General features: G+C 55.8%; 20 protein-coding genes and 1 tRNA gene. 12 read left to right on the forward strand and 9 right to left on the reverse strand.

Translation table 11 applies throughout. From position 1 onward, the window contains the following. Positions 1 to 8 precede the first annotated feature (8 nt). Complete coding sequence (locus ACQKLP_RS09780; RefSeq protein ID WP_427322401.1) at positions 9 to 1,709, forward strand: sensor histidine kinase; 1,701 nt, start codon at positions 9 to 11, stop codon at positions 1,707 to 1,709. Further along, positions 1,702 to 2,454 (forward strand): LytR/AlgR family response regulator transcription factor, encoded by a 753-nt coding sequence (locus ACQKLP_RS09785; RefSeq protein WP_427322403.1) that lies wholly within the window; start codon positions 1,702 to 1,704, stop codon positions 2,452 to 2,454. Before ACQKLP_RS09780 ends, ACQKLP_RS09785 begins: the two co-directional genes overlap by 8 nt. 84 nt (positions 2,455 to 2,538) lie before the next feature. Here ACQKLP_RS09785 and ACQKLP_RS09790 read toward each other — a convergent pair whose 3' ends face one another. After that, the gene (locus ACQKLP_RS09790; protein WP_427322405.1) at positions 2,539 to 3,027 is read right to left on the reverse strand and encodes a hypothetical protein; all 489 of its coding nucleotides are present in this window, start codon (positions 3,025 to 3,027) and stop codon (positions 2,539 to 2,541) included. Continuing rightward, a complete protein-coding gene (locus ACQKLP_RS09795; protein ID WP_427322407.1) occupies positions 3,027 to 4,526 on the reverse strand; it encodes a hypothetical protein in 1,500 nt (499 codons plus the stop codon). Before ACQKLP_RS09795 ends, ACQKLP_RS09790 begins: the two co-directional genes overlap by 1 nt. A gap of 229 nt (positions 4,527 to 4,755) precedes the next feature. Here ACQKLP_RS09795 and ACQKLP_RS09800 point away from each other — a divergent pair, with 229 nt between their 5' ends. Further along, positions 4,756 to 4,956 carry a YqaE/Pmp3 family membrane protein gene (locus tag ACQKLP_RS09800; protein WP_341838864.1) on the forward strand — a complete coding sequence of 67 codons (201 nt, stop codon included), beginning with the start codon at positions 4,756 to 4,758 and terminating at the stop codon, positions 4,954 to 4,956. A 126-nt stretch (positions 4,957 to 5,082) separates the two neighbouring features. Here the strand turns inward: ACQKLP_RS09800 and ACQKLP_RS09805 are convergent, their stop codons facing one another. From ACQKLP_RS09805 to ACQKLP_RS09820, 4 genes are all read right to left on the reverse strand, one after another. Next, positions 5,083 to 5,598: a hypothetical protein gene (locus tag ACQKLP_RS09805; RefSeq protein ID WP_427322409.1), complete on the reverse strand. Its 516-nt coding sequence runs from the start codon at positions 5,596 to 5,598 to the stop codon at positions 5,083 to 5,085. A 104-nt stretch (positions 5,599 to 5,702) separates the two neighbouring features. Next, complete coding sequence (locus ACQKLP_RS09810) at positions 5,703 to 6,308, reverse strand: short chain dehydrogenase (RefSeq protein ID WP_427322411.1); 606 nt, start codon at positions 6,306 to 6,308, stop codon at positions 5,703 to 5,705. 56 nt (positions 6,309 to 6,364) lie between these two features. After that, on the reverse strand, positions 6,365 to 7,228 hold the full coding sequence (locus ACQKLP_RS09815) for a helix-turn-helix domain-containing protein (protein ID WP_427322413.1): 864 nt from the start codon (positions 7,226 to 7,228) through the stop codon (positions 6,365 to 6,367). Positions 7,229 to 7,264: 36 nt separating this feature from the next. Then, the gene (locus tag ACQKLP_RS09820) at positions 7,265 to 7,876 is read right to left on the reverse strand and encodes a sterol desaturase family protein (protein WP_427322415.1); all 612 of its coding nucleotides are present in this window, start codon (positions 7,874 to 7,876) and stop codon (positions 7,265 to 7,267) included. Between the two features lie 475 nt (positions 7,877 to 8,351). On the opposite strand from ACQKLP_RS09820, the gene ACQKLP_RS09825 reads away from it, so the two are divergent. The 5 genes from ACQKLP_RS09825 to ACQKLP_RS09845 all read left to right on the forward strand — a co-directional run bounded on the left by ACQKLP_RS09825 (position 8,352) and on the right by ACQKLP_RS09845 (position 12,870). Next, entirely contained in the window at positions 8,352 to 9,509 is a 1,158-nt protein-coding gene (locus ACQKLP_RS09825; protein WP_427322417.1) for a hypothetical protein, read from the forward strand. Positions 9,510 to 9,524: 15 nt separating this feature from the next. After that, positions 9,525 to 10,379 (forward strand): hypothetical protein, encoded by an 855-nt coding sequence (locus ACQKLP_RS09830; RefSeq protein WP_427322419.1) that lies wholly within the window; start codon positions 9,525 to 9,527, stop codon positions 10,377 to 10,379. Next, a complete protein-coding gene (locus ACQKLP_RS09835; RefSeq protein ID WP_427322421.1) occupies positions 10,372 to 11,499 on the forward strand; it encodes a hypothetical protein in 1,128 nt (375 codons plus the stop codon). Before ACQKLP_RS09830 ends, ACQKLP_RS09835 begins: the two co-directional genes overlap by 8 nt. A 150-nt stretch (positions 11,500 to 11,649) precedes the next feature. Then, positions 11,650 to 11,967 (forward strand): hypothetical protein, encoded by a 318-nt coding sequence (locus tag ACQKLP_RS09840; RefSeq protein WP_427322423.1) that lies wholly within the window; start codon positions 11,650 to 11,652, stop codon positions 11,965 to 11,967. Between the two features lie 372 nt (positions 11,968 to 12,339). Continuing rightward, positions 12,340 to 12,870, forward strand: a complete 531-nt coding sequence (locus ACQKLP_RS09845) for a hypothetical protein (RefSeq protein ID WP_427322425.1) — start codon at positions 12,340 to 12,342, stop codon at positions 12,868 to 12,870. Between the two features lie 95 nt (positions 12,871 to 12,965). Here ACQKLP_RS09845 and ACQKLP_RS09850 read toward each other — a convergent pair. Both ACQKLP_RS09850 and ACQKLP_RS09855 read right to left on the reverse strand, forming a co-directional pair. Then, positions 12,966 to 13,049 (reverse strand) — tRNA-Leu (locus ACQKLP_RS09850). Between the two features lie 131 nt (positions 13,050 to 13,180). After that, the gene (locus tag ACQKLP_RS09855; RefSeq protein WP_341838882.1) at positions 13,181 to 13,993 is read right to left on the reverse strand and encodes a 2,3,4,5-tetrahydropyridine-2,6-dicarboxylate N-succinyltransferase; all 813 of its coding nucleotides are present in this window, start codon (positions 13,991 to 13,993) and stop codon (positions 13,181 to 13,183) included. A gap of 88 nt (positions 13,994 to 14,081) precedes the next feature. Between ACQKLP_RS09855 and ACQKLP_RS09860 the strand changes: the two genes are divergently transcribed. Beyond that, a complete protein-coding gene (locus ACQKLP_RS09860) occupies positions 14,082 to 14,645 on the forward strand; it encodes an RNA polymerase sigma-70 factor (RefSeq protein WP_427322427.1) in 564 nt (187 codons plus the stop codon). Here the strand turns inward: ACQKLP_RS09860 and ACQKLP_RS09865 are convergent, their stop codons facing one another. Next, positions 14,646 to 15,614 (reverse strand): dimethylarginine dimethylaminohydrolase family protein, encoded by a 969-nt coding sequence (locus ACQKLP_RS09865; RefSeq protein WP_427322429.1) that lies wholly within the window; start codon positions 15,612 to 15,614, stop codon positions 14,646 to 14,648. It lies immediately after the preceding gene. 42 nt (positions 15,615 to 15,656) lie between these two features. Here ACQKLP_RS09865 and ACQKLP_RS09870 point away from each other — a divergent pair, with 42 nt between their 5' ends. The 3 genes from ACQKLP_RS09870 to ACQKLP_RS09880 all read left to right on the forward strand — a co-directional run bounded on the left by ACQKLP_RS09870 (position 15,657) and on the right by ACQKLP_RS09880 (position 21,715). Beyond that, positions 15,657 to 16,691, forward strand: a complete 1,035-nt coding sequence (locus tag ACQKLP_RS09870; protein ID WP_427322431.1) for a FecR family protein — start codon at positions 15,657 to 15,659, stop codon at positions 16,689 to 16,691. A gap of 173 nt (positions 16,692 to 16,864) precedes the next feature. Beyond that, entirely contained in the window at positions 16,865 to 20,311 is a 3,447-nt protein-coding gene (locus ACQKLP_RS09875) for a SusC/RagA family TonB-linked outer membrane protein (protein ID WP_427322433.1), read from the forward strand. A 21-nt stretch (positions 20,312 to 20,332) separates the two neighbouring features. Next, the gene (locus tag ACQKLP_RS09880) at positions 20,333 to 21,715 is read left to right on the forward strand and encodes a RagB/SusD family nutrient uptake outer membrane protein (protein ID WP_427322435.1); all 1,383 of its coding nucleotides are present in this window, start codon (positions 20,333 to 20,335) and stop codon (positions 21,713 to 21,715) included. Positions 21,716 to 21,783: the final 68 nt, after the last annotated feature.

Here is a 21,783-nt window from a genome sequence, read left to right on the forward strand (position 1 = left end):
TCAAGCTGATGCAGTTATTTCGCCATTTATATATTGCCGTGTTGCTGGTTTTGGTACCGGTTGTGGCCGCCTTCGGGCAAAGGACGCCGCGGGCCCATAATTTCGTGTACAACGATTCGACCGTTATCCAGATCGCCAATAACTATACCCTCAATCTCGACGTCGATTATCAGCCATACGATATCCGGCTACCCTTCAACGACCAGCATTATAAGGTATACGGAAAGCGGCTGGCCATTTCCGTGTTCCGGATGAAGGAATTGGTGGACAATGGCGGGTATTCCATCGGCGGCTCCTTCCGCGACACACTGCCCGAGGATGCTCATGTCTTTGAAACGGCCACCATGTATTACCAGGCCTCCCGGAACGGAAAAGAGGAGACGGGATGGCTGCCGGTTTCGGCCGGGCGGCCATATACCGATTCTTTCTACGCCAATCTCGACAAGCCATATAAGCACTGGCCGCAAAAGGGACTGATGCTATACGATATGATGCTGGAGAACGGCGACAGCCTGGTATTCCGCTTCCGGCAGCGGCAGGAAGCCCCGTTCCTCACCATGCATTTCAGTAAGGTAGACGCGCTGCTGTCGCCGCCGCTGGTGATGTATGGGATGGACAATCACGATCCAACCATGACCCTGACCGAATTTGTCCGCGATGTGTATGAGAAGCAACGCGCGATATCTGGAAATGCAGGAGAAACGGAACGTTTTTATGAAGATTGGCCGGGCCGCACTGAGCCGGAATCGAAGCCACCGGCCAAACTTTTCCCCGACACGAAATCCGCGATGGTTTTCCGGCCGCGGCGCGATGTACCGAACGACTCCGCGTTCGAATACCGCCTGCTGGTAAACGGCGATACCCGCGCCGTCTGGCGGAAATCCAATAACATCATCATCGTGGCCGACCTGCAGGCTGGTAATAATTATCGGCTGGAAGTGCGTTACGCCGATAAGCCCCAATTTGTTTTCGTGAAACGGTTCTATGTGCCGGGCAACTGGTACCAGGCGCCCTGGTTTTTGATCGTGGTGGCCATCGGGTTGCTGCTGCTGGCCGGCCTGCTGTTCTACTGGTTCCGCAACCGCTGGCGGAAACGCCAGCAGGAAGCGCAGCGCATGCGGACCAGGGCGCTGTACACCCAGCTCAATCCGCATTTCCTGTTCAATGCGCTGGGTTCCATACAAGGCCTGCTCAACGAAGGCGAAGTGGAAAAAGCGAACCATTATTTGTCGGGTTTCGGGGGACTGTTGCGCAACACCCTGCAAAACGGGGAGCGCGACAGCATTTCGCTGGACCAGGAGTTGAAACACCTGCAAAGCTACATCCGCCTGGAGCAGCTCCGCCAGCCGTTCGATTTTACGCTGGAAGTGGCGCCGGGCGTGAATCTGGCGGCCATAGACATGCTGCCGCTGCTGTTCCAGCCTATCGTGGAAAATGCGGTGAAGCACGGTTTCCGGGGGAAAGGGGAAACCTTAGCCCTGGGGATATCCCTGCGGACGGAAGGTGCTGATCTGCTGGTGGAAATCGCCGACAACGGAAAAGGGTTCGATGCCAGCCGGCCCGCGGAAGGCAAAGGCCTGCGGCTCACGGCCGACCGGATCGCGCTGTTCAACCAGGCGGAGCGGCGGAAGAAAGTCCGGTTGCAGCTGGAAAGCGCTCAATCCGGCACAACGGCGTATTTTACATTCAAAAACTGGCTGGATGATTAAAGCCCTGATCATAGAAGACGAACCGCACAACCGCAACAACCTTCGCGCGTTGCTGGAGAAATATTGCGCACAGGTGGAAGTGGTAGGCCTGGCGGCGGATGCGTTCGAAGCGCGGGAAATGATCGGCCGGCTGCAACCCAAACTCGTGTTCCTGGATGTGCAATTGCCGGGAAAAGACGGGTTCGAAATGCTGCAGGAGCTCGGTACCTACGAGTTCGAAGTGATCTTCGTGACCGCTTTCAGCGAATACGGCATCCGCGCGATCCGGTTTTCCGCTATCGATTACCTGATGAAACCGCTCGACATCCCGGAGCTCGTGGCCGCTGTAGCCCGCGCCGCGGAAAGGATCGCGCAGAAACAGGAAAACCATAACCTCCGGAACCTCCTTTTCAACCTGCAGCATACCCAAAACCGGCACGATCATCGCATCGCCATCTCATCCCTCAAGGAAATGCGGATGGTGGCCGTGCAGGATATCGTGCGCTGCCAGAGCGAGAACTCCTATACATTTTTCTACCTGTCCAACGGGGAAAAAATCCTTTCCACCACGCCCATCGCCGACTATGAAGAGCTGCTGGCAGGCTACGGGTTCATCCGGTGCCACCAGTCGCACCTCGTCAACCGCAAATACGTCCGCAGTTTGCTGCGCGGCGACGGCCTCGCGCTGCAAATGGAAGATAACAGCACCGTGCCCGTTTCCCGGCAAAAGAAAGACTGGGTGAAAATGGAACTGCTGCGGAATTGAATGCCTGTCGCCGTACATCACAAAGCCTGCCCCATTCCGGGCAGGCTTTGTGATGTGGATGATTTGAACGTCCGGATGGTATCGTCAAAACTTCAGTTCCACCACATGTTCATCCGGTGGCAGGCATTGTTTGATATCGCAACACTGGAAATACAGTCCCGCTTTGATCTTGCCGCCCGACTGTTCTTTCCTGGCGAACTTCCGGATGAAAACGGCGGTGTTGTTGTAGATCAGCACGCCCGGATCGTGAACGGAAGCGGTGGGGGGCGTTTGCGACCACCCGCCGGCAGGTTGCAGGGAAGCCGGCGTTTCCAGGATCGGGTCTAACTGGATGTAGGGCTGGTTTTCCGGGACATAGGCGTAGATGTGCCAACCCCGCAGTATCTCTGATTTTACGATAACGGCGAGACTGTCTGCAGTCGCCACCACCGCCGCGTTCACGGTAACGGGCTTCGATCCGTCTGGCGGCGGGCACTTCAGGGCCGCGGCCTCTTTTTCGATCCTGTCGCTGAACTTGCTTTGGGAAAGCGCCTGCAAGGGGAGCAACAGGCCTATCAGTAATATGTGCTTCATCAGTTGTAAGTGTTGATGACGAAACGGTAACCGTTGGTTTCGCTGAAGAAGAGTTTTTTCCGGTGGGCCGACAGCCAGGCGCTCCATTCTTTGGCGGTGGTGAAATTCTCTGCGGTGTAGCGTTTCAGCACTTTCAGCGCCAGGTCTTCCCGGTCTTTGCGGCGAAGCATGTCGATGCAGGTATCCAGTAATTTGATGCTGTGGTTGGAAACGCCGATCTGTGCCACGTCTTCGTCTACCGTCCAGGTAAAGAACGCGGTGGGGTCGCAATACAGGTAATCGAAATTTTTGGAGATGTAAGCCTGGAAGGCAGCGGCATCGCTCCCGAATTTTTCGTGGTATTTCCCGGTGAGGGATTTCAGGTAATCTTCCCAACTCGGGATTTCTTCGTCATTGCCGTAGTAGGGGTACATGGTTTCCTCCTGCGAAGTGAAGGCCTGTCCGGCGGCTTTCTTGGCGTCCAGCCGGGCTTTTTCCTTTCTGTTCTGTTCGTTGAACCGCTGGATTTCCACTTTGGAAGATTCGTAAGCTTCGCGGGTAGCGGCGGCGGCGATTTCGCGGACATTGTCGGTGGTGGCCATCCGGTCGTTGTATTTCCGGGCGATGGGCGTTTTGCCGGCGAACTGCTGCATATAGGCGACGGTGTTGACGAACACCTTTTTTGCTTCGTCCGTCATTTTAGCGGGCGAGGAGCCGAACCCCCAGAGGAAGAAATTACCATGGCGGCCGAGGGCCACGGCCTGCACGTCTTTGGTGCAAACGCCGCTGGAGATCATTTCCGCATCAGGTCCTTCTTCGAAGCGGTTGCCCCGCGCCACGAGGCCGATGCGGGCATCTTTGCTGGTCAGGTACCCTTCGTTCTGGACTTTCCACATAGGGATCTGCTTCGGTACGTTTTTGCCGGTGGTATAGTGGAAAATGCCTTCCGGCGTTTCTTTCAGCTGCAGCGTCGGTTTCACTCTGGCGACGGGGCCGTTGAAAATCGGGTGTTTTACATTGAGGTGGTGCGCGTCGGCATCGAGGCAAAGGCAGAGCCAGTCGAGCTTCAGGCCGATGGCTTCGCCCATTTCAGGTGCGGTGTTGGCGATGAACACGACGGGCCGGGAGAAATCGTCGGGCAGGAAAGCCGGGCGGAGCCTGCGTTTCAGGCGTGCGGAATCCTGCTGGGGCAATGGATTGGGCCGGAAATCGAAAATGGTCACATCGTAAGGGTTGGAATCGGCCGGTTTCCAGTCGCGGCAATCCATCGTTGCCACTTCCGAAAAATACTGGCTCAGGAGGGCTTTGAAGGCGGGCATCCGCACGGGGTATTCGGCGATGAAGCCCTCTTTCGACATACCGCCCGGGGCCGACCGGGTCATTTCCGGCAGGGGGCGGGCTGGGTCGTAGCCTACGAATAATACTTTTAATGGTCGTAACGGGGGCCTGGACTGCGCTGTGGCGGATGTGGCGAACAGGGCACCGGCAAGCATGAACAGGCATATGAGTCTGGAGATCATGACATTGGATTTGACTGGTTTTTGATAAAATGGTATCCTTCCATATAGGTAGAGACCTGCGGGGAAAATCTGTACGTGGAAAAATTGAAAATTCAGGACTGGAAAGGTTGGCGGGGCATCGGGAGCAGCCATTTTTCAGTATCTTATAGTATATTGCGTTTACATATGACCAGGGAGCTCCCGGGCATATGAAACACGCAGCCATTCCAAAACACTGAATTCAACAGATATGATATTGATTGCAATCCTCCTCCCGGCATTATCCTTTCTCCTCAGGGGCATGATCCTTCACGCGATCCTGTGCCTGGTGCTGCAGATCACCCTGATTGGGTGGCTCCCCGCCGCTATCTGGGCCGTTGTGTCTTTGAACAACGCACGGGCAGAAAGGCGGACAGACCGTATCGTAAGAGCGATGCGGAATTCCAGATAATAAAAGCCGATTCGATAACCGGATGGACCTGGTGGACCCCAGGTTGATATAAAACATTGTAAAATAGAAAAGGCCTCCCGAAAGAGGCCTTTTTCTTATGGCAAATAATCGAATACTGCGTTAGGATCACGGCGCCTGTTCCATCAATTTTTTCAGACCGGCTTCATAATTGGCGATTTCCGCGACGAGAGTGTCTGTCAGGGCTTTCCTGGCGGACTTGTCGCCTTCCATGATGATAGACCAGCGAACGACCGAAGTATCCTTGCTGTCCGGCAGCGATTCCACCAGCGCGGTAACGATCGCTTTGGATACGCCCGTCGGCAGCGGGGCGGCAACATGGAACACGAAGAATTTGTAAGCATCGTGTATCTGTTCGATTTCATCCGTGCGCTTGCGGCCGTCTGCGAACACGAGGTCACGGAACTGCGTTCCGCCAACGGAACGGATATTTACTTCCGTGATCGTGCCGTTGGAGTAATCCTTAACTTTCGGCAGGTCGCGGATGGTTTGCCAGATAGCGGGAGGATCGCTTTTGATCCGGGTTTCGTGGAGATATTCCGGGACGATTTTTTGTGCGGCTCCCATCTGCGCCATCGCGGTTCCGCTCCAGCAAACCAGGAACATCAGCAGGTATTTTTTCATACTTCCAGTTGGTTTTCCGAAAAAGTAGGGGATATGAAGGGAATCAACGCGGTTTTCTATGCAAACCGGTTAAATGCAGGTACGAACAGGGAGAAGGCGACGCTTTACGCATACACTTTCAGGACCTTGCCGTTCACCGCACCTTCCACGCTCAGGATGTATGCATTCACCAATTTGCCCATGGGCACGAGGTTATAGCCAGGGAAGGCGGACCCGTACCGTTCGAAGCTGTCTTCCACCAGGCCGGGGCTCACTGCATTGATCCTTCTTTCTTCCGTCATTTCCTGCGCCGCGCCCAGTACGAAGCTGTTAACGGCCCCATTGATCATCGATACACAGGTGCCGTTGCGGGCGGGGTGCTCGGCGGCAATGCCGGTGGTGAGGGTGAAGGAGCCGCCTTTGGCGAGATAGTCCTGGCCGATCAGCACCAGGTTCATCTGCCCCATCAACTTGCCCTGGATGCCGGGCATCATCATGTCGGCGGTCATGGTGCGGAACGGTCCGTAATATCCCGTGCCGGCGGTGCAGATAATAGCATTCACGGTGCCGGTCTGGCGATACATGCGCTCGATCGATGCGGGTTGGGAAATGTCTACCTGAACATCCCCGCTGTTCCTGCCAGCGGTGATCACTTCCATGCCGCGGCGCCGGAATTCGGCCGCTACTGCCTTTCCGATGGTGCCTTCACCACCGATCAATAAGATCTTCATACTTTTTTTTCAGCAAAGGTCGGCCGGAAATGGGGATCACAGGTAACCCGGATGGCTCATCGGGTAACTCTTTTGGCTCTTTCTTCGGTGGGGGTATGGCCGTATTTTTCCCTGTACAGCCGGATGAACCAGGAAGTGTTTTCATAACCGCAATCCAGGGCGATCGCGGCTACCTGTTTGTCCGTATTCCTCAGCAGGAGGTGCGCATGCGCCAACCGCTGATCGTTGATCCAGGTGCGGGGAGAACATTGGTACCGTTGCCGGAAATCGCGCTTGAACTTGGCGAGGCTGCAATTACAGAGACTGGCCAGTTCTTCGATGGTGACGGGCTGCAGGAGGTATTGCCTGAGGATATGGTCCATGGTGGCCGGCTCGCTGTCGATCGCCGAACGGATGAACGATTGGACGATTCCCCGCTGGGGGCCAGACAACAGCAGCAGCAACGCTTCCTGCTGCTTCAGCCGCATGAGCGGTTCGAACTGTGCCGGCGGCTGGCCGAAGTATTGCCGGAAGCTTTCCGTAAACCCCTTCAGCAGCGGCGTGGCAGGAAACACCAGGTAAGGCCGGGAATGGCGATGAGGCGCATGGCTGCCGTGCATCGACATGGATTGGAGGAGCTTCAGGGGGAGGAACAGCATGATCGCCTCGAAATCGGCGCTTTCCCCTATGTATTCTGCCATGACGTAAATGCCTTTGCGCAGCAGGAACACTTCCCCCGGCGAAACCCGTACCGTTTCATCCGGAAAATGGAGGAGCTTGACGCCCCGCTGCACGAATATCAAGGTATGCTCGGTCATGAGCACGGTCCGCTTCCCCGGCCGCGATTCTATTTTCAGCTTTGCGAGCGTTTCTGCGGGATGCGCGAGGAACGAGGCGTCGGTCATAGCCTGGGCCGGTGAAGGAGGAAAGCGGTGCAGCATATCCGGCAAAGATACGAACTGCGCTTTTTGAACAACCTAACCCTTGAAGAACGTCCCGAAAACGCGGTCCCACAGCGAAGTGCTGACCCCGAAGCCTCTTTCCTCGCTCTTGTAGTGATGCAGGTGGTGGTTCCGCCACAGGGGCTTGGCCCATGGGAACGGCGGGCGCCAGGCGTGGATCGCATAGTGGATGGTGCCATACAGCAGGTAGCCGAGCATAAACCCCGGAAAGTACGGGAACGCCGCCATGCCCAGTACCAGCCGCATCAAGCCGAAAATGACAGAGGCGATGATGAGGCTGGGAACGGGTGGCATGAAGAGGCGCTGCTTGTCGCGCGGGTATTCATGATGGTTGCCGTGCAGCGTGTAAATGATGCGCCGCAGCCGGGGGCGCTCCGTCACGAAGTGAAAAACGAAACGGTGCATGATGTACTCGAAAAGCGTCCACCCCGAAACCCCCAGGAAGAAAATCCCCGCCGCCTGCGCCACGCCCCATCCCGCCTGCGCCACGCTGTAATACAGCAAATACCCGATTACCGGCAGGTACATCCCCCAGATCACCAGCGGATGCGTTTTGGTGAGCATTTCAAGATACTGGTTCTCGAACAGCCGCGCCTGCCCTTTGTTCTTGATTTTATCTGGTTGCATACCCGCAAATTGCCCCCGCCCGCCCGCGTTCCCCGCGATTTTTCCATCAACCGCGGAATCTGGCCCACGAACCGCCGGATAAACCCCTCGATCCGGGCATGCGATCGGCTTGAAAATTGGCAGATCAAAATAAATATCTTACTTTGGTAAAAGATGTATGTCCGGCCCCAATAAGCACTAAGCAGACATTGACAACTATACCTGCCGGCATCTTCTCTTAATATTATCGCCAGGATTTACCCCAGATTCATCGCGTCGGTTGAACGGCCTTCCAGTCAAATCAATCCCTTTTCGGAAAACAGTGAAAGCGCATTGCGTTGCTGATAAACCCCGGTTCTTTCATATACCTGATGCAAATGCATGTGCGACTTAATGCGCGCCCCATGACGTTGGGACTAACTTGCCATCCGTCCTGGCCGGAAAGCTGCATGCCGTCCCCATCCGCAATTCCCATCGGCTGATAAATTCTTGTACCATGATCAAATATTACTGCCTGTTGTTGTTGCTGCTCCCCATCACTCTGTTTGCGCAATCCACCGGCAATACGGACTCGCTGCTGAAGGCTTTCCAGGAACGGATCGACAGCCTCGCCAAAGTGGTGAATGAAATCAATCACACCAACGCAAAATCTTACGCGGAACCGTATAATACGTCTTACCGGAATGCACTGTTGACGATGGAATTGATGTCTACCCTCCAGAACACGGTGAAAGACATTATCGCAGACCGGAACGAGGCGTTGGCCAATACGCTCATGAGCCAGGTGGGCAACCCCACGAACGACCAGCTGGGGTTCGTTTTCACGGAGCGGGTCATCACCGTGGCGGAGCAGGTCATCTCCACGGCCAACATCGCGCCGGAATATAAAAACAGGTTGAAAACGACGGTCTCCGACATCGTCGGCGGTATCGCCAAATCGTTCCCCGCCGTCAATATCGTGACGTCGGTAATTTCGACGCTCGCTTCCTTCAATATTCCGTTCATCGAAAAGCTGACCAGAAAACTGAAAGAAGGCGATACGTTGCCGGTCAAGATCGACGCGCCCATCAGGAAGGAAATGCTGGAACAGTTTTCGACTTCCATGATGCCGTATGTAAACTTTTATCAACAACTCAATGACCAGTCGCAGGAATTCTCTGGCGATCTGCGTTTCCACAAAGCGAAGTACGACGATTATTTCCCCGCGATCAACGCGCTGGTGGAGCGGTTCCGGTCGGAATTGAATATAGATGTACATGGCAATACGCGCCCCGTCAAGGAGCAGGCAGACGAGCTGTTTGATATGAACAATACCAACAGGAACAACAATTTCTACAAGAACGGATTGCTGCGGCCCGAGATCCGGAAGGTGAAAGATTTTACCGCGCAGGCGGTGATGCTGGCGCGGGATTTCAAGCCGTTTTACAACGATTATTACCGCATTCTCCTGAAAAATTTCGATGATAACGTGACGTTGCTGCAAGACGCGAAAAAACTGCCGGGAAGCGAAGCCGGTAAGATAGATAACCTGGTTGCCCAGTTGCGGTACCTGCGGAAAGGGGATGATAAAAACGATTACGGGTTCGAGGGTAAGTTTAAGGGCGGACTGGAAAAAGTGCTTTCCCGGATCGTACAGATCGGTGCATCAGACTAATTAAATCAACAGGATATGGTTAACATGAAACGTTTCCGGCACTTGCTGTGCCTGCTCGCGGTGTTGTGGGCAGCGGCGCCATTGAAAGCCCAGGACAGAAAGTTCAACAGCTACCTGCTGCGGGCCGTAGACACGATAGAGAAAAACTATGCTTTGCGGGGCTACGATATCAAAGGGGTTTTTACCCACGATCTCCCTTTTGGGAAAAACAAGCTGAAAGCTTCCCGGCCGGCGGTGACCATGTGCGTGGCCGCGCAACTGGAGCTCATCGTGACCGCATTGAACATCTACGCCGCGGAAACCGGTGATTCCTCGGTGTTCAGCTATCTCCCCATCCGGCACTGGGTGTCTACCCAATCCAAAACCTTCAAGGATTTTATGTGGGTGAATTCCGGTTCCTACGGCTCGGCCTATGCGCTGAACGCATACGGAATGGGGAGCATGTGCACTTACCGGGAACTGACGCCGGGCTCGTTCGTCAACCTGAACCGGACCACCCGCACGGGGCACGCCGTGCTGTTCATCTGTTACATCGACAGCCTGGGCCATGAACTGACCGGTTATTCGAAACGGGCGAAAGGTTTCAAGTACTATTCCTCACAGGGGAAAGGCCCGGGCGTTGGGGGATATTCTTACCGGTACGCTTTCTTCGGAACGGATTGCCCTTTTATCGGCAACATCGGGAAACGGGATTGCAATGTCATCTGGTCGGATAAGCAGAAAATGCTGAACTGCGGGTTCATGCTGCATCCCAGATACTGGAACAAACAATCGCGCGACCTTGCCATAGCGGCCATGAAAAAAGTGAGCTCACTGGGTGAGAACGACGTGAATCCCGCTTACATCAACCAGGAAATGACCGATGATTGACCTGCGAACCATCATACTGCGGAGTGCCCTGCTGCTCCCGGTTTTCCTGCTGCCGGGCATTGCGTCCGCACAGCAATATTACGGCCGGGTATGTTTCCTGGGCGACGATACGGCGGCCGTGGAGTATCCCTGTATGGCGCTGCCGCCCACGGTGCAGGACAGTTTGGCCGAAAATACCATGCAGCAGCTGCTGCAGCCGCTCGGTTTGCGGGGCAGGATTTTGCTCCGGGGCTGCGACGAAGTCCGCAATTTCGCCTCGCTCATTTCGGCGCGCGACAATACGCGGTATGTCCTCTACAGTAAAACCGCTTTCGATTCTGCGGTGGACGTCCGCCACAAGAACTGGGACAAAATGGCGGTATACCTCCATGAGCTGGGCCATCACCTGAACGGGAATACCAGCGGGGCAGACGACGGTCAGAAGCTCCAGAACGAACTGGACGCCGATTACTTTTCGGGGTACAACATGGCGCGGCTGAAAGCCACTTTACCCGAATCGCAAAAGTACCTGAAGATGGTGCCCAATCCGCCTTGCGAGGATGAGGAATTGTACGCGCATCCCTGTCTGGAAGAGCGGACGCTCGCCGTGGCCAGGGGTTGGTATGGCGGGAAAAACCTGTCCGGTTTTTATGTGGGATCGGGGTATGGCGAGCTGTCGGGCACGGGCAGGATGGATGAGCAGGAACTTGGTATACAACGACCTTTCTTCTCCTACAGCCATTGCGTCCGCTCCGGCGATCCATGTAAATGTACCGTGCTGTTGAAAGGCGTGCGGATGCGGATCGACTATTCGCACCAGAAATGTTTCCTGGATGCGGATTGCAGCGACAGCGGCTGCGCGGCCTGCGGACATGGCGCTATGGACACTACGCTGATTGCCCGCGGGATTTTCCGGGGGCCGTGGGAGCTGATGCCGGACGAGAAACTATGGATCGATTTCGGGTTCTGGCCGTTGTCGGAGACATTGATTTTTACCGGCAAGATCGATGGTGGCGGGTCCATAACGGGTTACCTCGTAATACCGGGGAAAGAAAGAGGGTGGGGGCTTCCGCCGGAAGATGATACCAATGTGGCATCGTTCGTACTGAAAGGGAAGCCGGTCGTTATAGCGGTGAAATAAAAACAGAGGATGGAAGCCGGCTCCCGCGCAGCGGATTTTATGCTAAAGGGAACGAATATCAGGCCGATGCAGGCAAATATGTATCTGTTGGGGAAGAAACGTTTGAACTGTCGGATTTTTACGCATCGTTAATGCTTAAATCCGACTATTATGAAGAAAGTAGTATTTGCTTTTGCCTGCCTGATGATAGGCTCCGGTGCCTTCGCCGCCGGCTCCAAATCCACGATGCCTGCTGAAAGGAAAGCGGCAGTTGCGGTTAAAACAAACAAGTCTGACATCAAGGTTTCTGCCAACAAGCAGGAAGTGGGCAATTTCCGCATCCAGAAAGCTTTCAAGATGTGGGACGCCTGCGGCCAGATGATCACGGTTTGGGTATCTGCCCCGAACGGCACCTCCTGGGACGTAATGTACAGCGCAGCGATCGATCACGTGATAGACTGCCTGAATTCCAACGGTTGCTACGAGTAACCGGGAAATGTAAGTAAACGCTTGAGGGGCAGTCCGCCGGATTGCCCTTTTTTGTTGCAGCAAATTAATAGTAGCGTAACGCGTTATAAGATCCCGTCCTGATATCCGACCGATATTTTTGCCCAGACTGACGGCATTCACCAATGTCTGCTGTACGCCGCCAGCGCTGTCAGGTCTTCACCTTGTCCCCCAATAATTCAATATATTCTTGTTAATTCCTTTATGGTAGCTGACTTCCTCTAACAAGCACATTGTCAAGACATTATTTACAAAATTTACATTATTATTTACAATCCGAATCCCTCATTCAGCGCGCTATAAAGTAGTTTCGCTACCACAGCATCTATATTTTTAAACTAACACACAAACACTATGAAAAAAGCAATGTATGCGCTGATCTTTTCGCTGATCGTGGTAAGTGGATTCGTATTTGCCAGCCGCGCCATTCAAAATGAGGACCCAAAGAAGCCAGCTCCTAAACCGCTTACGGATGCGGAAAGGAGGGCAGCAAAGGAAGAATGGGAGATGACCCCGGCGGGGATAGCGTTCAAAATGTGGGAAGCGTCTCCCGAAGGGAAAAAGGTGTATGCCGCCGAGGCTAAAATAAGGCAGCATATTAAGGATTACACCAATATGGAGGCGGTTGTAACGGATCTCGCTCTTCCGCCAGGCTCATTATTGGGTTTCGGCGTAATGGTCAGCATTAACGGGGATGATTTTATCCTAAGATTTGACGATGCTCCTCAGCAGTTAGGCAGTCTGAAGTTGGGCGACAAGATAATGATAAAAAGCCATAGCGTATCGCACGCTCCCAAATATGCATATCCGATAATTTCGGGCGAATATGCAGAACGGGAGGGAGAAGTAATTTACAAACATGCGCCCCGCAAAGATGGTTGTTGAGGATGGAGCTGGACTAATGCGGCATTCACGAATAAAAAAGATATAAACTAAAAAAGGCTTCAAGTCTAGTGACTTAAAGCCTTTTTAATTTCAGGTGCCCAGAACTGGATTCGAACCAGCACACCGTTGCCGGCGCTGCGACCTGAACACAGTGCGTCTACCAATTTCGCCATCTGGGCATCGTTAGTCCGTGTTAGGGAGTGCAAATGTACGCACTTTCTCATTATTTCCAAATTCTGGCAAGAAAAAATTTGACAGAAAATGAAAAAGCCGCGACCAGCGCGGCTTTTCAAAAGGTATTTTACTGTCGTTACACTGCAACGTTGAATTCGCGCAGGGTATCGTTCAGGCTCGTTTTAAGGTCGGTGCTCGCTTTACGCTGGCCGATGATCAGTGCGCAGGGCACCTGGAACTCTCCGGCAGGGAATTTCTTGGTATAGCTGCCGGGGATCACCACACTGCGGGCCGGAACACGGCCTTTGTATTCAACAGGCTCGGCACCGGTTACGTCGATGATCTTGGTAGACTGTGTCAGCACCACGTTGGCGCCAAGTACCGCTTCTTTTTCCACACGAACGCCTTCCACCACGATGCAGCGGCTGCCCACGAACACGCCGTCTTCAATGATCACGGGGCTGGCCTGCAAAGGCTCCAGCACACCGCCGATGCCCACGCCGCCACTCAAATGCACATGCTTGCCGATCTGCGCACAGGAACCCACCGTAGCCCAGGTATCCACCATTGTTCCCTCATCTACATATGCGCCGATATTTACATACGAAGGCATCAGGATAGCGCCCTTGGCAATGAACGCACCGTAACGCGCCACCGCATGCGGCACCACGCGAACGCCCAGCTCCTTATAGTTCGTTTTCAGCTTCATTTTGTCGTAGAACTCGAACGGAGGCAGCGTCATCGTTTCCATCGGCTGGATCGAGAAATACATCAGGATCGCCTGTTTTACCCACTCGTTCACCTTCCAGCCATCTTCCACCGGCTCCGCCACGCGAAGCTTTCCCTTGTCCACGGCTTCGATCACCGAACGTACCGCGTCAGAATATTGCGTTTGCTGCAAAAGACTGCGGTCGTTCCATGCAGCCTGGATTTGTTGCTGTATATCCATTGGTTTATGCTTGTTTTCCGCAAAAATAATATAATCACGCACAGTTGGGTGATAAAACGTATTTTTATCCGACTGGCTAACATTATTCATGGGGGATACGGGCGCATATAAAGACCAGGGCGACGCGGAACTGCTGCGTTCGCTGAAAGACGGCAGCATAGAAGCTTTTAACGCGATCTATCAACGCTACTGGCAGCCCGTTTACAATGCCGCCTTCAAACGCCTCAACGACGGCGCCGCCGCGCAGGACATTACCCAGGATTTCTTCCTGCAGCTCTGGAACCGCCGCGCAGACCTCCACATCGTCCACCTCCCGGCGTACATCCATACCGCGGTCCGCAACCGCGTGCTGAACCTGCTGGAAGTGCAGCAACGCTTCCTGCCCATGGCCGACCTCCTGGCGGAACAAACCGCCAACGGGGAAACCGCTGACGCCCTGGCCCGTCGTAATGAATGGCTGAAATCCTACCACGATCTGGTAAACGCGCTCCCGCCAGGCCGGCAGGAAATTTTCCGGATGCGGTATAACGAAGGCGCCAGTCCAGACGAGATCGCCCGGCAGCTGAACATCTCCCGCAAAACCGTCCAGAACCAGCTGGGCAAAGCCCTGGCAAGGCTCCGGGCCACGCTCGGTTCCCTGTTCTGCTGGTAATTAATCCTTTCGCAACAGCGACTGCGTACTGCACCTGAACGATCCGCCAAAGCTCCGGCTGATCCTGAAATCGATATATTCCACTTTGATGCCGTGCGCCTCCACCTGTTCGCCGATACGGGCAAATGCGGGGTCGGTGATATATACGCCGGATGAAACGGGGAGCCCGTTGGTGATGAGGGTACCTGTTTCCGAAAGGTCTACGGGAATCGGCGTCCAGTTTTGGAGGATAGACGGCACCCCGTCGAGGAAAGCTTCTTCGCAAATCACCATCAATCCCTCGCGGATAAGGCCCAATGCGCAATCCAGGTGCAGGACGTCTGGATGGAGGCGCGTCATCTCCACATCATACCCCCAGTGCCCGAGGTACTTCTGCAGCCAGCGGGCGCCCTGCGCGTTGGAGGCCAGTCCGGAGTTGCCGACCAGCACCTTTTTACCCAGTACGAGCACATCACCGCCTTCCAGGAAAGGGCCGGGGCCGAGGGTGGCATCGTCCGGCGCAGCGATGGCAGGGCGGGGAACGGCCACATAGTGACAATCTTCCGGCATCACTTCCCGCTCGATGATGCCCCGGATCGGCAACACTTCGTTCCTGCGGTGGAGAAACCGCATCGACCCCTCCACCACGCTATTCCCCACGGTAAAAAACGGGTCGCGGGCAAAGAAATTGGAATACCCGTCCACACCCGCCGCCTGTTTCTCTTCGGGCAGGAGTTTGCGGGGATGGAGCACCTTCACGCCGTATTTCTCCAGCATCCGTTTCAGCGCTTCCCGTTCCAGCTCCCAGGCACGATGAACGTCGGGCAGGGCTTCGGCATGATCGCGGCCACGATATTGCTGCACTTCCTCCCGGGCTTCCGGGGTGAGAAAACGAAGGTCTTCCGGACGGGGCACCGCCGGGAACCCGAACTCCGATTCAGCCAGTACAACCGTTTGCAGGCGCGCGAATTCACTTTCTACAAATATCATATTTCACCGGTTTGATAAATGAACAACAGGCAACCGTCCAGGATGTTCCCATCCTTCCCCGAAAAATATTTTCACGGCGGATGGGGCAATTGCCTTTCCGGCTGTCTTAAGGATATGGACCACTCGTATTTCCTCGAAATACTGCAAAAATACCGGGAAGGCAAAGCCTCGCCCGAAGAGGAGCGTTTCCTCCTCGCCAGTTACGACGCGTTCGCCTCGCAACCCGATGTAACGGATTTGCTCACGACCGAAGAGCGCGAACGCCTCGGCAGCCGGATGCACGCCGGCATCTTGCAACAGATCGCCGCCCAGGCTGGGCCTGCACCGAAGAAAACGATGTTCGCTGCCTGGAAAATAGCCGCCGCCGTACTGGTACTCGCCGGCGCCGCCACCGTGGCGTTCCTCGTGATGCAACCCGGCCCGAAAGCGCCTGCCGTAGCGGCCACCGATCAATCCGTGCAGCCCATCCGGGAAAACAACCTCATCGCCCTGCCAGACGGGAGCACCGTGCTGGTAAGCGCCGGCAGCAAATTGCGGTATGCCGCTGCATTTCATAAAAGGGAAGTGTTCCTGGAAGGGAAGGCCCTGTTCACCGTAGAACAACAAACCAGCCAGCCCTTCGTAGTCCATGCCGGTGGATTGCAGACCACCGTACTGGGTACCACGTTCGAAGTCGCGGCTCCGCAAAGCGGGAAAGTGACGGTAACGGTTTTTAAAGGGAAAGTGCGGGTAGATAAAGAAGCAACGCCGCTCGGGGAATTGACCGCCAACCAGCAGATCGTGTATAATGCAGACGACGGCCAATCGCTCCAGCAGGCGGCATCGCAGCCCGCCGCATGGCAGCAGGGCGATCTGCTGTTCGACGATGTCACGCTCCAGCAGGCCGCCTCCCTGCTCGAAGACCGTTTCGGTTACAAAATTTCCATCCCCGACGAAGCCCTGCGCAGCCAGCGTTTCTCCACCACCTTCGGCAGCAACGAGCCGCTGGAGCAGGCGCTGAAAAGCATCTGCGCCTTCCTGCAGGCCGCATACACCATAGACAAAGAGCAAAAGAGCGTTATTATTTACTTGCCGTAATTACCCGGCACAACCAGAATCATGCGTATGAACGTCAACATCCAACCGCCGTAAACGGAAAAACCTCTGCCGAAGCAGAGGCTCGCGGCCTTGCACAACGGGAATTGTGCAACGGCCCCAGATTTTAAAAGCCCGCGTCAACGGGCGTTTTATTCACCTGCAATCACTAAAGTATGAATTTTTCCGCACTCGCAGCGGGAAGCGCCCGCGCTTTCCCGAAACTGCCCAGCGCGATTTTCCTGTATCGATGTATGCGAATTTCGTTATTGTCTTTTATGCTGATCGCCGTAACCGCACAGGTTATCGTAGCCGCCTCCGCCAAAGCGCAGCGGCTCAACGGGCAGATCGTGCGCATGGCGTTGAAAGACGCCTCGCTCATGGAGGCTTTCAAACAGATCGAAAGCCAGACGGATTTCCGTTTCATGTACCGCAAGTCGGACGTGGGGCACATCCGCCACCTGAGCCTTCCCGAAGGCCGGCGCGACCTTGCCGCCCTGCTCGATCAGCTCCTGCAGCCGCATTCCCTTTCCTTCCGCCAGATGGACAACAAAATCCTCATCCAGCCCCGCCTTGCGGAAAGGCCGTTGGCCGACACCGCTTTCATCGTTTCCGGCAGGGTGACGGGGGATGACGGGAACCCGGTGATCGGCGCCACCGTGATCGTCAAAGGCACGGGCAAAGGCGCCATCTCCAATGAAGACGGGCAGTTCAGCGTTTCCGTGACCGAGGGCGCCATACTAGTCGTAACCTCACTGGGCTACCGCCAGATGGAATTCCCCGTGAAAGACCGTGGCCCGCTGGCCCTCCAGCTGCCGCTGCAAACCGGCGGCTCGCGGCTGAACGAAGTGATCGTAGTCGGATACGGCACCCAGCAGAAACGCGAGCTTTCCGGCTCCATCGGCAAAGTCGGGGCGCTGAAACCGGAAGAGAACATGGTCAACAACCCCATCTCCGCCCTGCAGGGGCGCGTGGCCGGCCTGTCTGTCTCCAACACCGGCGCAACGCCGGGCTCCATGCCCAATTTTACCATCCGTGGTGTTCAAACCATCCAGAATAACGTGACCGGTTCCGGTTCCAACCCGCTGATCGTCGTGGACGGACTGGTGATCGACGCCGCGCCCTCGGGCGCCAACGCCAACTTCAGCATGTTCAACCTCAACCCGCAGGACATCGCGTCTATCGAAGTCCTGAAAGACGCTGCTTCTTCGGCGATGTACGGTGCGCGCGGCGCGCAGGGCGTGATCCTCATCACCACCAAAAAAGGTTCCTTCGGCGCCAGGCCCGTCGTTAACATCAACGCCTACACGGGCTTTAATATGTCGTCTTTCTCTTACCGCCCGCTCAACAGCGACGAATACGCGATGATGTTCAAGGAAGCGCGCCAGAACCGGATCGGGGATATCGACAGGCGGCTCGCCGGCGGCGTAACGCCCGGGGAGGAAGCCAATCTCCGCGGGGAAAAAGACATCCTCAACCTGCAGATGAACGAACTGAAAATGGGACCGGACGATTTCAACTGGCTCGATAAAGTGAAGCCCGCCAGCGCACCGCTCTCCAACATCCAGCTGAGCGTTGCCGGCGGCAGCAACCAGACCAGCTATTATTTTTCTTTCGGCAAATACGGCGAAGCCAATGCCGTGGGCGACGGCCGCCTCGACCGCTACTCCGGCAAACTGGCCCTCACCCAAAAAGTGAACCGCTGGCTCAAAGCCGGCATGGACGTGAACATTTCGAAAGTCCGCTACGACGGCCTGGCCGAAGCCATCAACTCCGCCATCGCCGCAAGGCCGGATACGCCAGATTCCATCAAAACCAATCCCGATGGCACCTGGGACTACTGGAACGGTTTCCAGGAACACCCTTACGGCATCCTCCGTTATTTCTACGACAACCAAAAAGATAACTGGAACTATACGGGTAATTTCTTCGCGGAAGCCACGCTGAACAAGAATTTCAGCTTCCGCTCCATGATCGCCGGATCGCGGAGCGAAAGCAACCTGGTGGAGTTTATGTCGCCCCACAGCTACGGCGGCCTCGGCACCAAGGGCGACTACCTGGAAACGGAGAACAAAGGGATGCGATACACGTTCAATAACGTATTGACCTACCGTTTCAGCTACAGCAAACTGAAAGGCGACGCCTTGCTGGGACAGGAGTTCACGGGCAACCAATACCGGATCAACAAGAAGAACCTGCAGGGTTTTCCCATGATCGAGGGCCTCTGGAAACCGGCGAACGCCTCCATCTCCACGAACTATTACAATAGCGAAAACCGCCTCTACGAAGAATTTTCCGAATCGTATTTCGTGCGCTCCAACATGAGCTGGGACGGCAAATACCTCCTCAGCCTCAGCCTTCGCCGCGATGGCACGAGCAAGCTGAAGAAGTACCGCCAGGCCTGGTTCCCGGCCATTTCGGGTGGCTGGATCGTGTCTGACGAAAACTTCCTCCGCGGCAACAAAACCCTCAGCTACCTGAAGGTGCGAAGCAGCTTCGGCATCACTGGGAACATCCGGCCGGTGGGGCATTACGATACGCAGGACCTCGTCAACAGCCTGCTTTATCTCAACGAGCCCGCCCTTCGCCTCAACACCCTGCTCGGCAATCCCAACCTTAAATGGGAACGCACGCGCCAGCACGACATCGGCCTGGAAACGCGCTTCTTCAACAACCGCCTTTCCATCACTGCAGAATATTATGTGAAGAAAACCGACGGATTGCTCACCAGCCGCCAGATCCCCTGGTCGAGCGGCGGGTTTACCTCGCAGCGCGTGAACCTCGGGGCCATGACCAACCGCGGGCTCGACCTCGCCGTGTCCCTAAACGGGAAACCCGGCGCATTTCATTGGGAGGTGAGCGCCGTGGCCAATATCAACCGCAACCGCGTCACCGAGCTGCGCGACAGCACCATGGCGTTCGGTGTGTATTTCCCGGGAAGCCCCATGGGCTCCGTGCGCATCGGCCAGCCGCTCGGATTGCTGCAACTGTACCAGTCGGAAGGCGTGGACCCGCAAACGGGCGACCTCATCTATACCGATGTGAACAAGGACGGGAAGATCAACCAGCAGGATATGGTGTACATACCCGTTGCCCTGCCGAAAGTGAACGGCGGCGTAACGGTAGACCTGGGCTGGAAGGGCTTCAGCCTGAACACCCAGCTGGCATTCAACTTCGGGAACAAGATCTACAACTTCAGCGAACAGTTCTACCGCAACTATGATTTCGATATCTGGACAGGCGTGGTGAACAACAAGCCGACCTGGGTGCTCGACCGCTGGCAGCAACCCGGCGACCAGGCCCGCTATCCCCGCGCGATCGTGGGCGAGCACGGCGCCGGGAGGACCAACGACTGGAACCTCATGCCTTCCACGCATTACATCTACAGCGGCTCGTTCCTCCGCTGCCGCAACGTAACGCTGGCCTACAACCTGCCCAACAACCTCATCCAGAAAGCAGGGTTCCAGCAGGTGCGGGTGTACGCGGCCACGCAGAACCTGTTCACGATAAAGGATAAACGACTGAACGCCGATGATCCCGAACAGGGCCTGGAGTCCGGGTTGCAGCGAGACGTAGCGCCGCTGCCGCGCGCCGTTTCATTCGGTATCGATCTTCGTTTCTGACATCATTAAAACAGACACATCATGTTGCTCAACTATAAAAAATACTTATTCATAGCCTGTGTGGCGGCACTTGCCTCCTGCGGCAAATACCTCGACAGGCCCGCGCCAGACCAGGCGATCGGGAAAGATCAGCTCACCGATAACGACATCGCGCTGCTGCTGAAAGGCGCTTACATGAGCATGTCGGGCAGCTGGCCTCCGCAGTCGTACCCCATGACGGACATTTACAGCGACGACATCATTTCCCTGCAGGGCGGCAATCCCGCGCAGTTCAACCCGCAGGCCTACGAAGCCTGCAACCCCAGTTCCGCCGATGGTTTCGGGATCGGGCGGTTGTATATCGCGGCATATACCGCCATCGGGAACGCGAATTTCGTGATCGGCAAAATCGGGAATCCGGCTACGCCGGCGATGCGGCAGCTGCTGGGCGAAGCCCTCGTCATCCGCGCACATTCCTACAACCAGCTGGCGGAAGTGTTTGGCGGCGTGGTGCTCATTGCTTCCGTGGAAACGGATATCGACCAGATCCGCAAACCCAAAAGCACGGAAACCGAAGTGCTCGACCAGGTGGAGAAAGACCTCGAAGCCGCCATTCCATTACTGGGCGATTTCAAATCCCCCAAAGCCGCGTCGAAGCAAGCCGCACAGCTGCTCCTTGCGCGGGTGAGCCTGCAGCGCGGGAAACATGCGCGTGCGAAAGAACTGGCGGAAGCCGTGATCGGCTCGGGAAAGAGAAGCCTGTCTGCAGGCACGTTCTCGCCGATTTTCCGGTACAACAGCCCGGCCAGCGAAATGCTCTGGCAGATGTCTGACGGCCCGATGCCCAGCGCCTACGAACGCTATGGCCTGTTCAGCTTCTACAGCCCCGCGCCGCCGTTCCTCGGCAATGGCACGGGCCTCACGTCGATGGACGATGCACTGGCGGATTCCTACGAGCCCGGAGATACCCGCCGCGAAATCATCCGCAAAGCAAAACAGAACGCTACGGGAAGAGACGTGAACTACATGCTGAAATATTCTACCGATACGCTGCAATCCGCCGCAGCCGTGTATGTCATCTATCCGCTCATGCGGATCAGCGAAGCGTATCTCATTTCGGCGGAAGCCGCCGCGCGGCAGAACGTGGTCGATGTAACGCGCTACAACCAGTTGCGCACGGCACGGAACGCCAGCCCGAAAAACGCCGGCGATTTCGCGAACGCCACCGCATTCCTCGCCGAACTGGAAAAGGAACGCCGTCGGGAACTGGTGGGCGAAGGCCGCCGCTGGATCGATATGAAGCGCTTCGGAAAAGCGGAAGCTTTCCTCACTTCGAAAGGCCGCAACGCCACGCGCCTCTGGTTCCCGTTCACCGACGCGGAACTGCTGCGCAACCCGAAGCTGAAACAGAACGAAGGTTACTAGTGCAAATTGATGGATATATCGAAGGCAGCCCTGCAATTGCGGGGCTGTTCCTTTTTGCGGCGGCCCCG

Source organism: Chitinophaga sp. NPDC101104, from assembly GCF_050277495.1.
Classification (GTDB): domain Bacteria; phylum Bacteroidota; class Bacteroidia; order Chitinophagales; family Chitinophagaceae; genus Chitinophaga.

Bases quoted from the DNA above. Each gene is read 5' to 3' on its own strand.
- ACQKLP_RS09780 (WP_427322401.1), top strand. From the start codon at position 9: ATGCAGTTATTTCGCCATTTATATATTGCCGTGTTGCTGGTTTTGGTA.
- ACQKLP_RS09785 (WP_427322403.1), top strand. From the start codon at position 1,702: ATGATTAAAGCCCTGATCATAGAAGACGAACCGCACAACCGCAACAAC.
- ACQKLP_RS09790 (WP_427322405.1), bottom strand. From the start codon at position 3,027: ATGAAGCACATATTACTGATAGGCCTGTTGCTCCCCTTGCAGGCGCTT.
- ACQKLP_RS09795 (WP_427322407.1), bottom strand. From the start codon at position 4,526: ATGATCTCCAGACTCATATGCCTGTTCATGCTTGCCGGTGCCCTGTTC.
- ACQKLP_RS09800 (WP_341838864.1), top strand. From the start codon at position 4,756: ATGATATTGATTGCAATCCTCCTCCCGGCATTATCCTTTCTCCTCAGG.
- ACQKLP_RS09805 (WP_427322409.1), bottom strand. From the start codon at position 5,598: ATGAAAAAATACCTGCTGATGTTCCTGGTTTGCTGGAGCGGAACCGCG.
- ACQKLP_RS09810 (WP_427322411.1), bottom strand. From the start codon at position 6,308: ATGAAGATCTTATTGATCGGTGGTGAAGGCACCATCGGAAAGGCAGTA.
- ACQKLP_RS09815 (WP_427322413.1), bottom strand. From the start codon at position 7,228: ATGCTGCACCGCTTTCCTCCTTCACCGGCCCAGGCTATGACCGACGCC.
- ACQKLP_RS09820 (WP_427322415.1), bottom strand. From the start codon at position 7,876: ATGCAACCAGATAAAATCAAGAACAAAGGGCAGGCGCGGCTGTTCGAG.
- ACQKLP_RS09825 (WP_427322417.1), top strand. From the start codon at position 8,352: ATGATCAAATATTACTGCCTGTTGTTGTTGCTGCTCCCCATCACTCTG.
- ACQKLP_RS09830 (WP_427322419.1), top strand. From the start codon at position 9,525: ATGGTTAACATGAAACGTTTCCGGCACTTGCTGTGCCTGCTCGCGGTG.
- ACQKLP_RS09835 (WP_427322421.1), top strand. From the start codon at position 10,372: ATGATTGACCTGCGAACCATCATACTGCGGAGTGCCCTGCTGCTCCCG.
- ACQKLP_RS09840 (WP_427322423.1), top strand. From the start codon at position 11,650: ATGAAGAAAGTAGTATTTGCTTTTGCCTGCCTGATGATAGGCTCCGGT.
- ACQKLP_RS09845 (WP_427322425.1), top strand. From the start codon at position 12,340: ATGAAAAAAGCAATGTATGCGCTGATCTTTTCGCTGATCGTGGTAAGT.
- ACQKLP_RS09855 (WP_341838882.1), bottom strand. From the start codon at position 13,993: ATGGATATACAGCAACAAATCCAGGCTGCATGGAACGACCGCAGTCTT.
- ACQKLP_RS09860 (WP_427322427.1), top strand. From the start codon at position 14,082: ATGGGGGATACGGGCGCATATAAAGACCAGGGCGACGCGGAACTGCTG.
- ACQKLP_RS09865 (WP_427322429.1), bottom strand. From the start codon at position 15,614: ATGATATTTGTAGAAAGTGAATTCGCGCGCCTGCAAACGGTTGTACTG.
- ACQKLP_RS09870 (WP_427322431.1), top strand. From the start codon at position 15,657: ATGTTCCCATCCTTCCCCGAAAAATATTTTCACGGCGGATGGGGCAAT.
- ACQKLP_RS09875 (WP_427322433.1), top strand. From the start codon at position 16,865: ATGAATTTTTCCGCACTCGCAGCGGGAAGCGCCCGCGCTTTCCCGAAA.
- ACQKLP_RS09880 (WP_427322435.1), top strand. From the start codon at position 20,333: ATGTTGCTCAACTATAAAAAATACTTATTCATAGCCTGTGTGGCGGCA.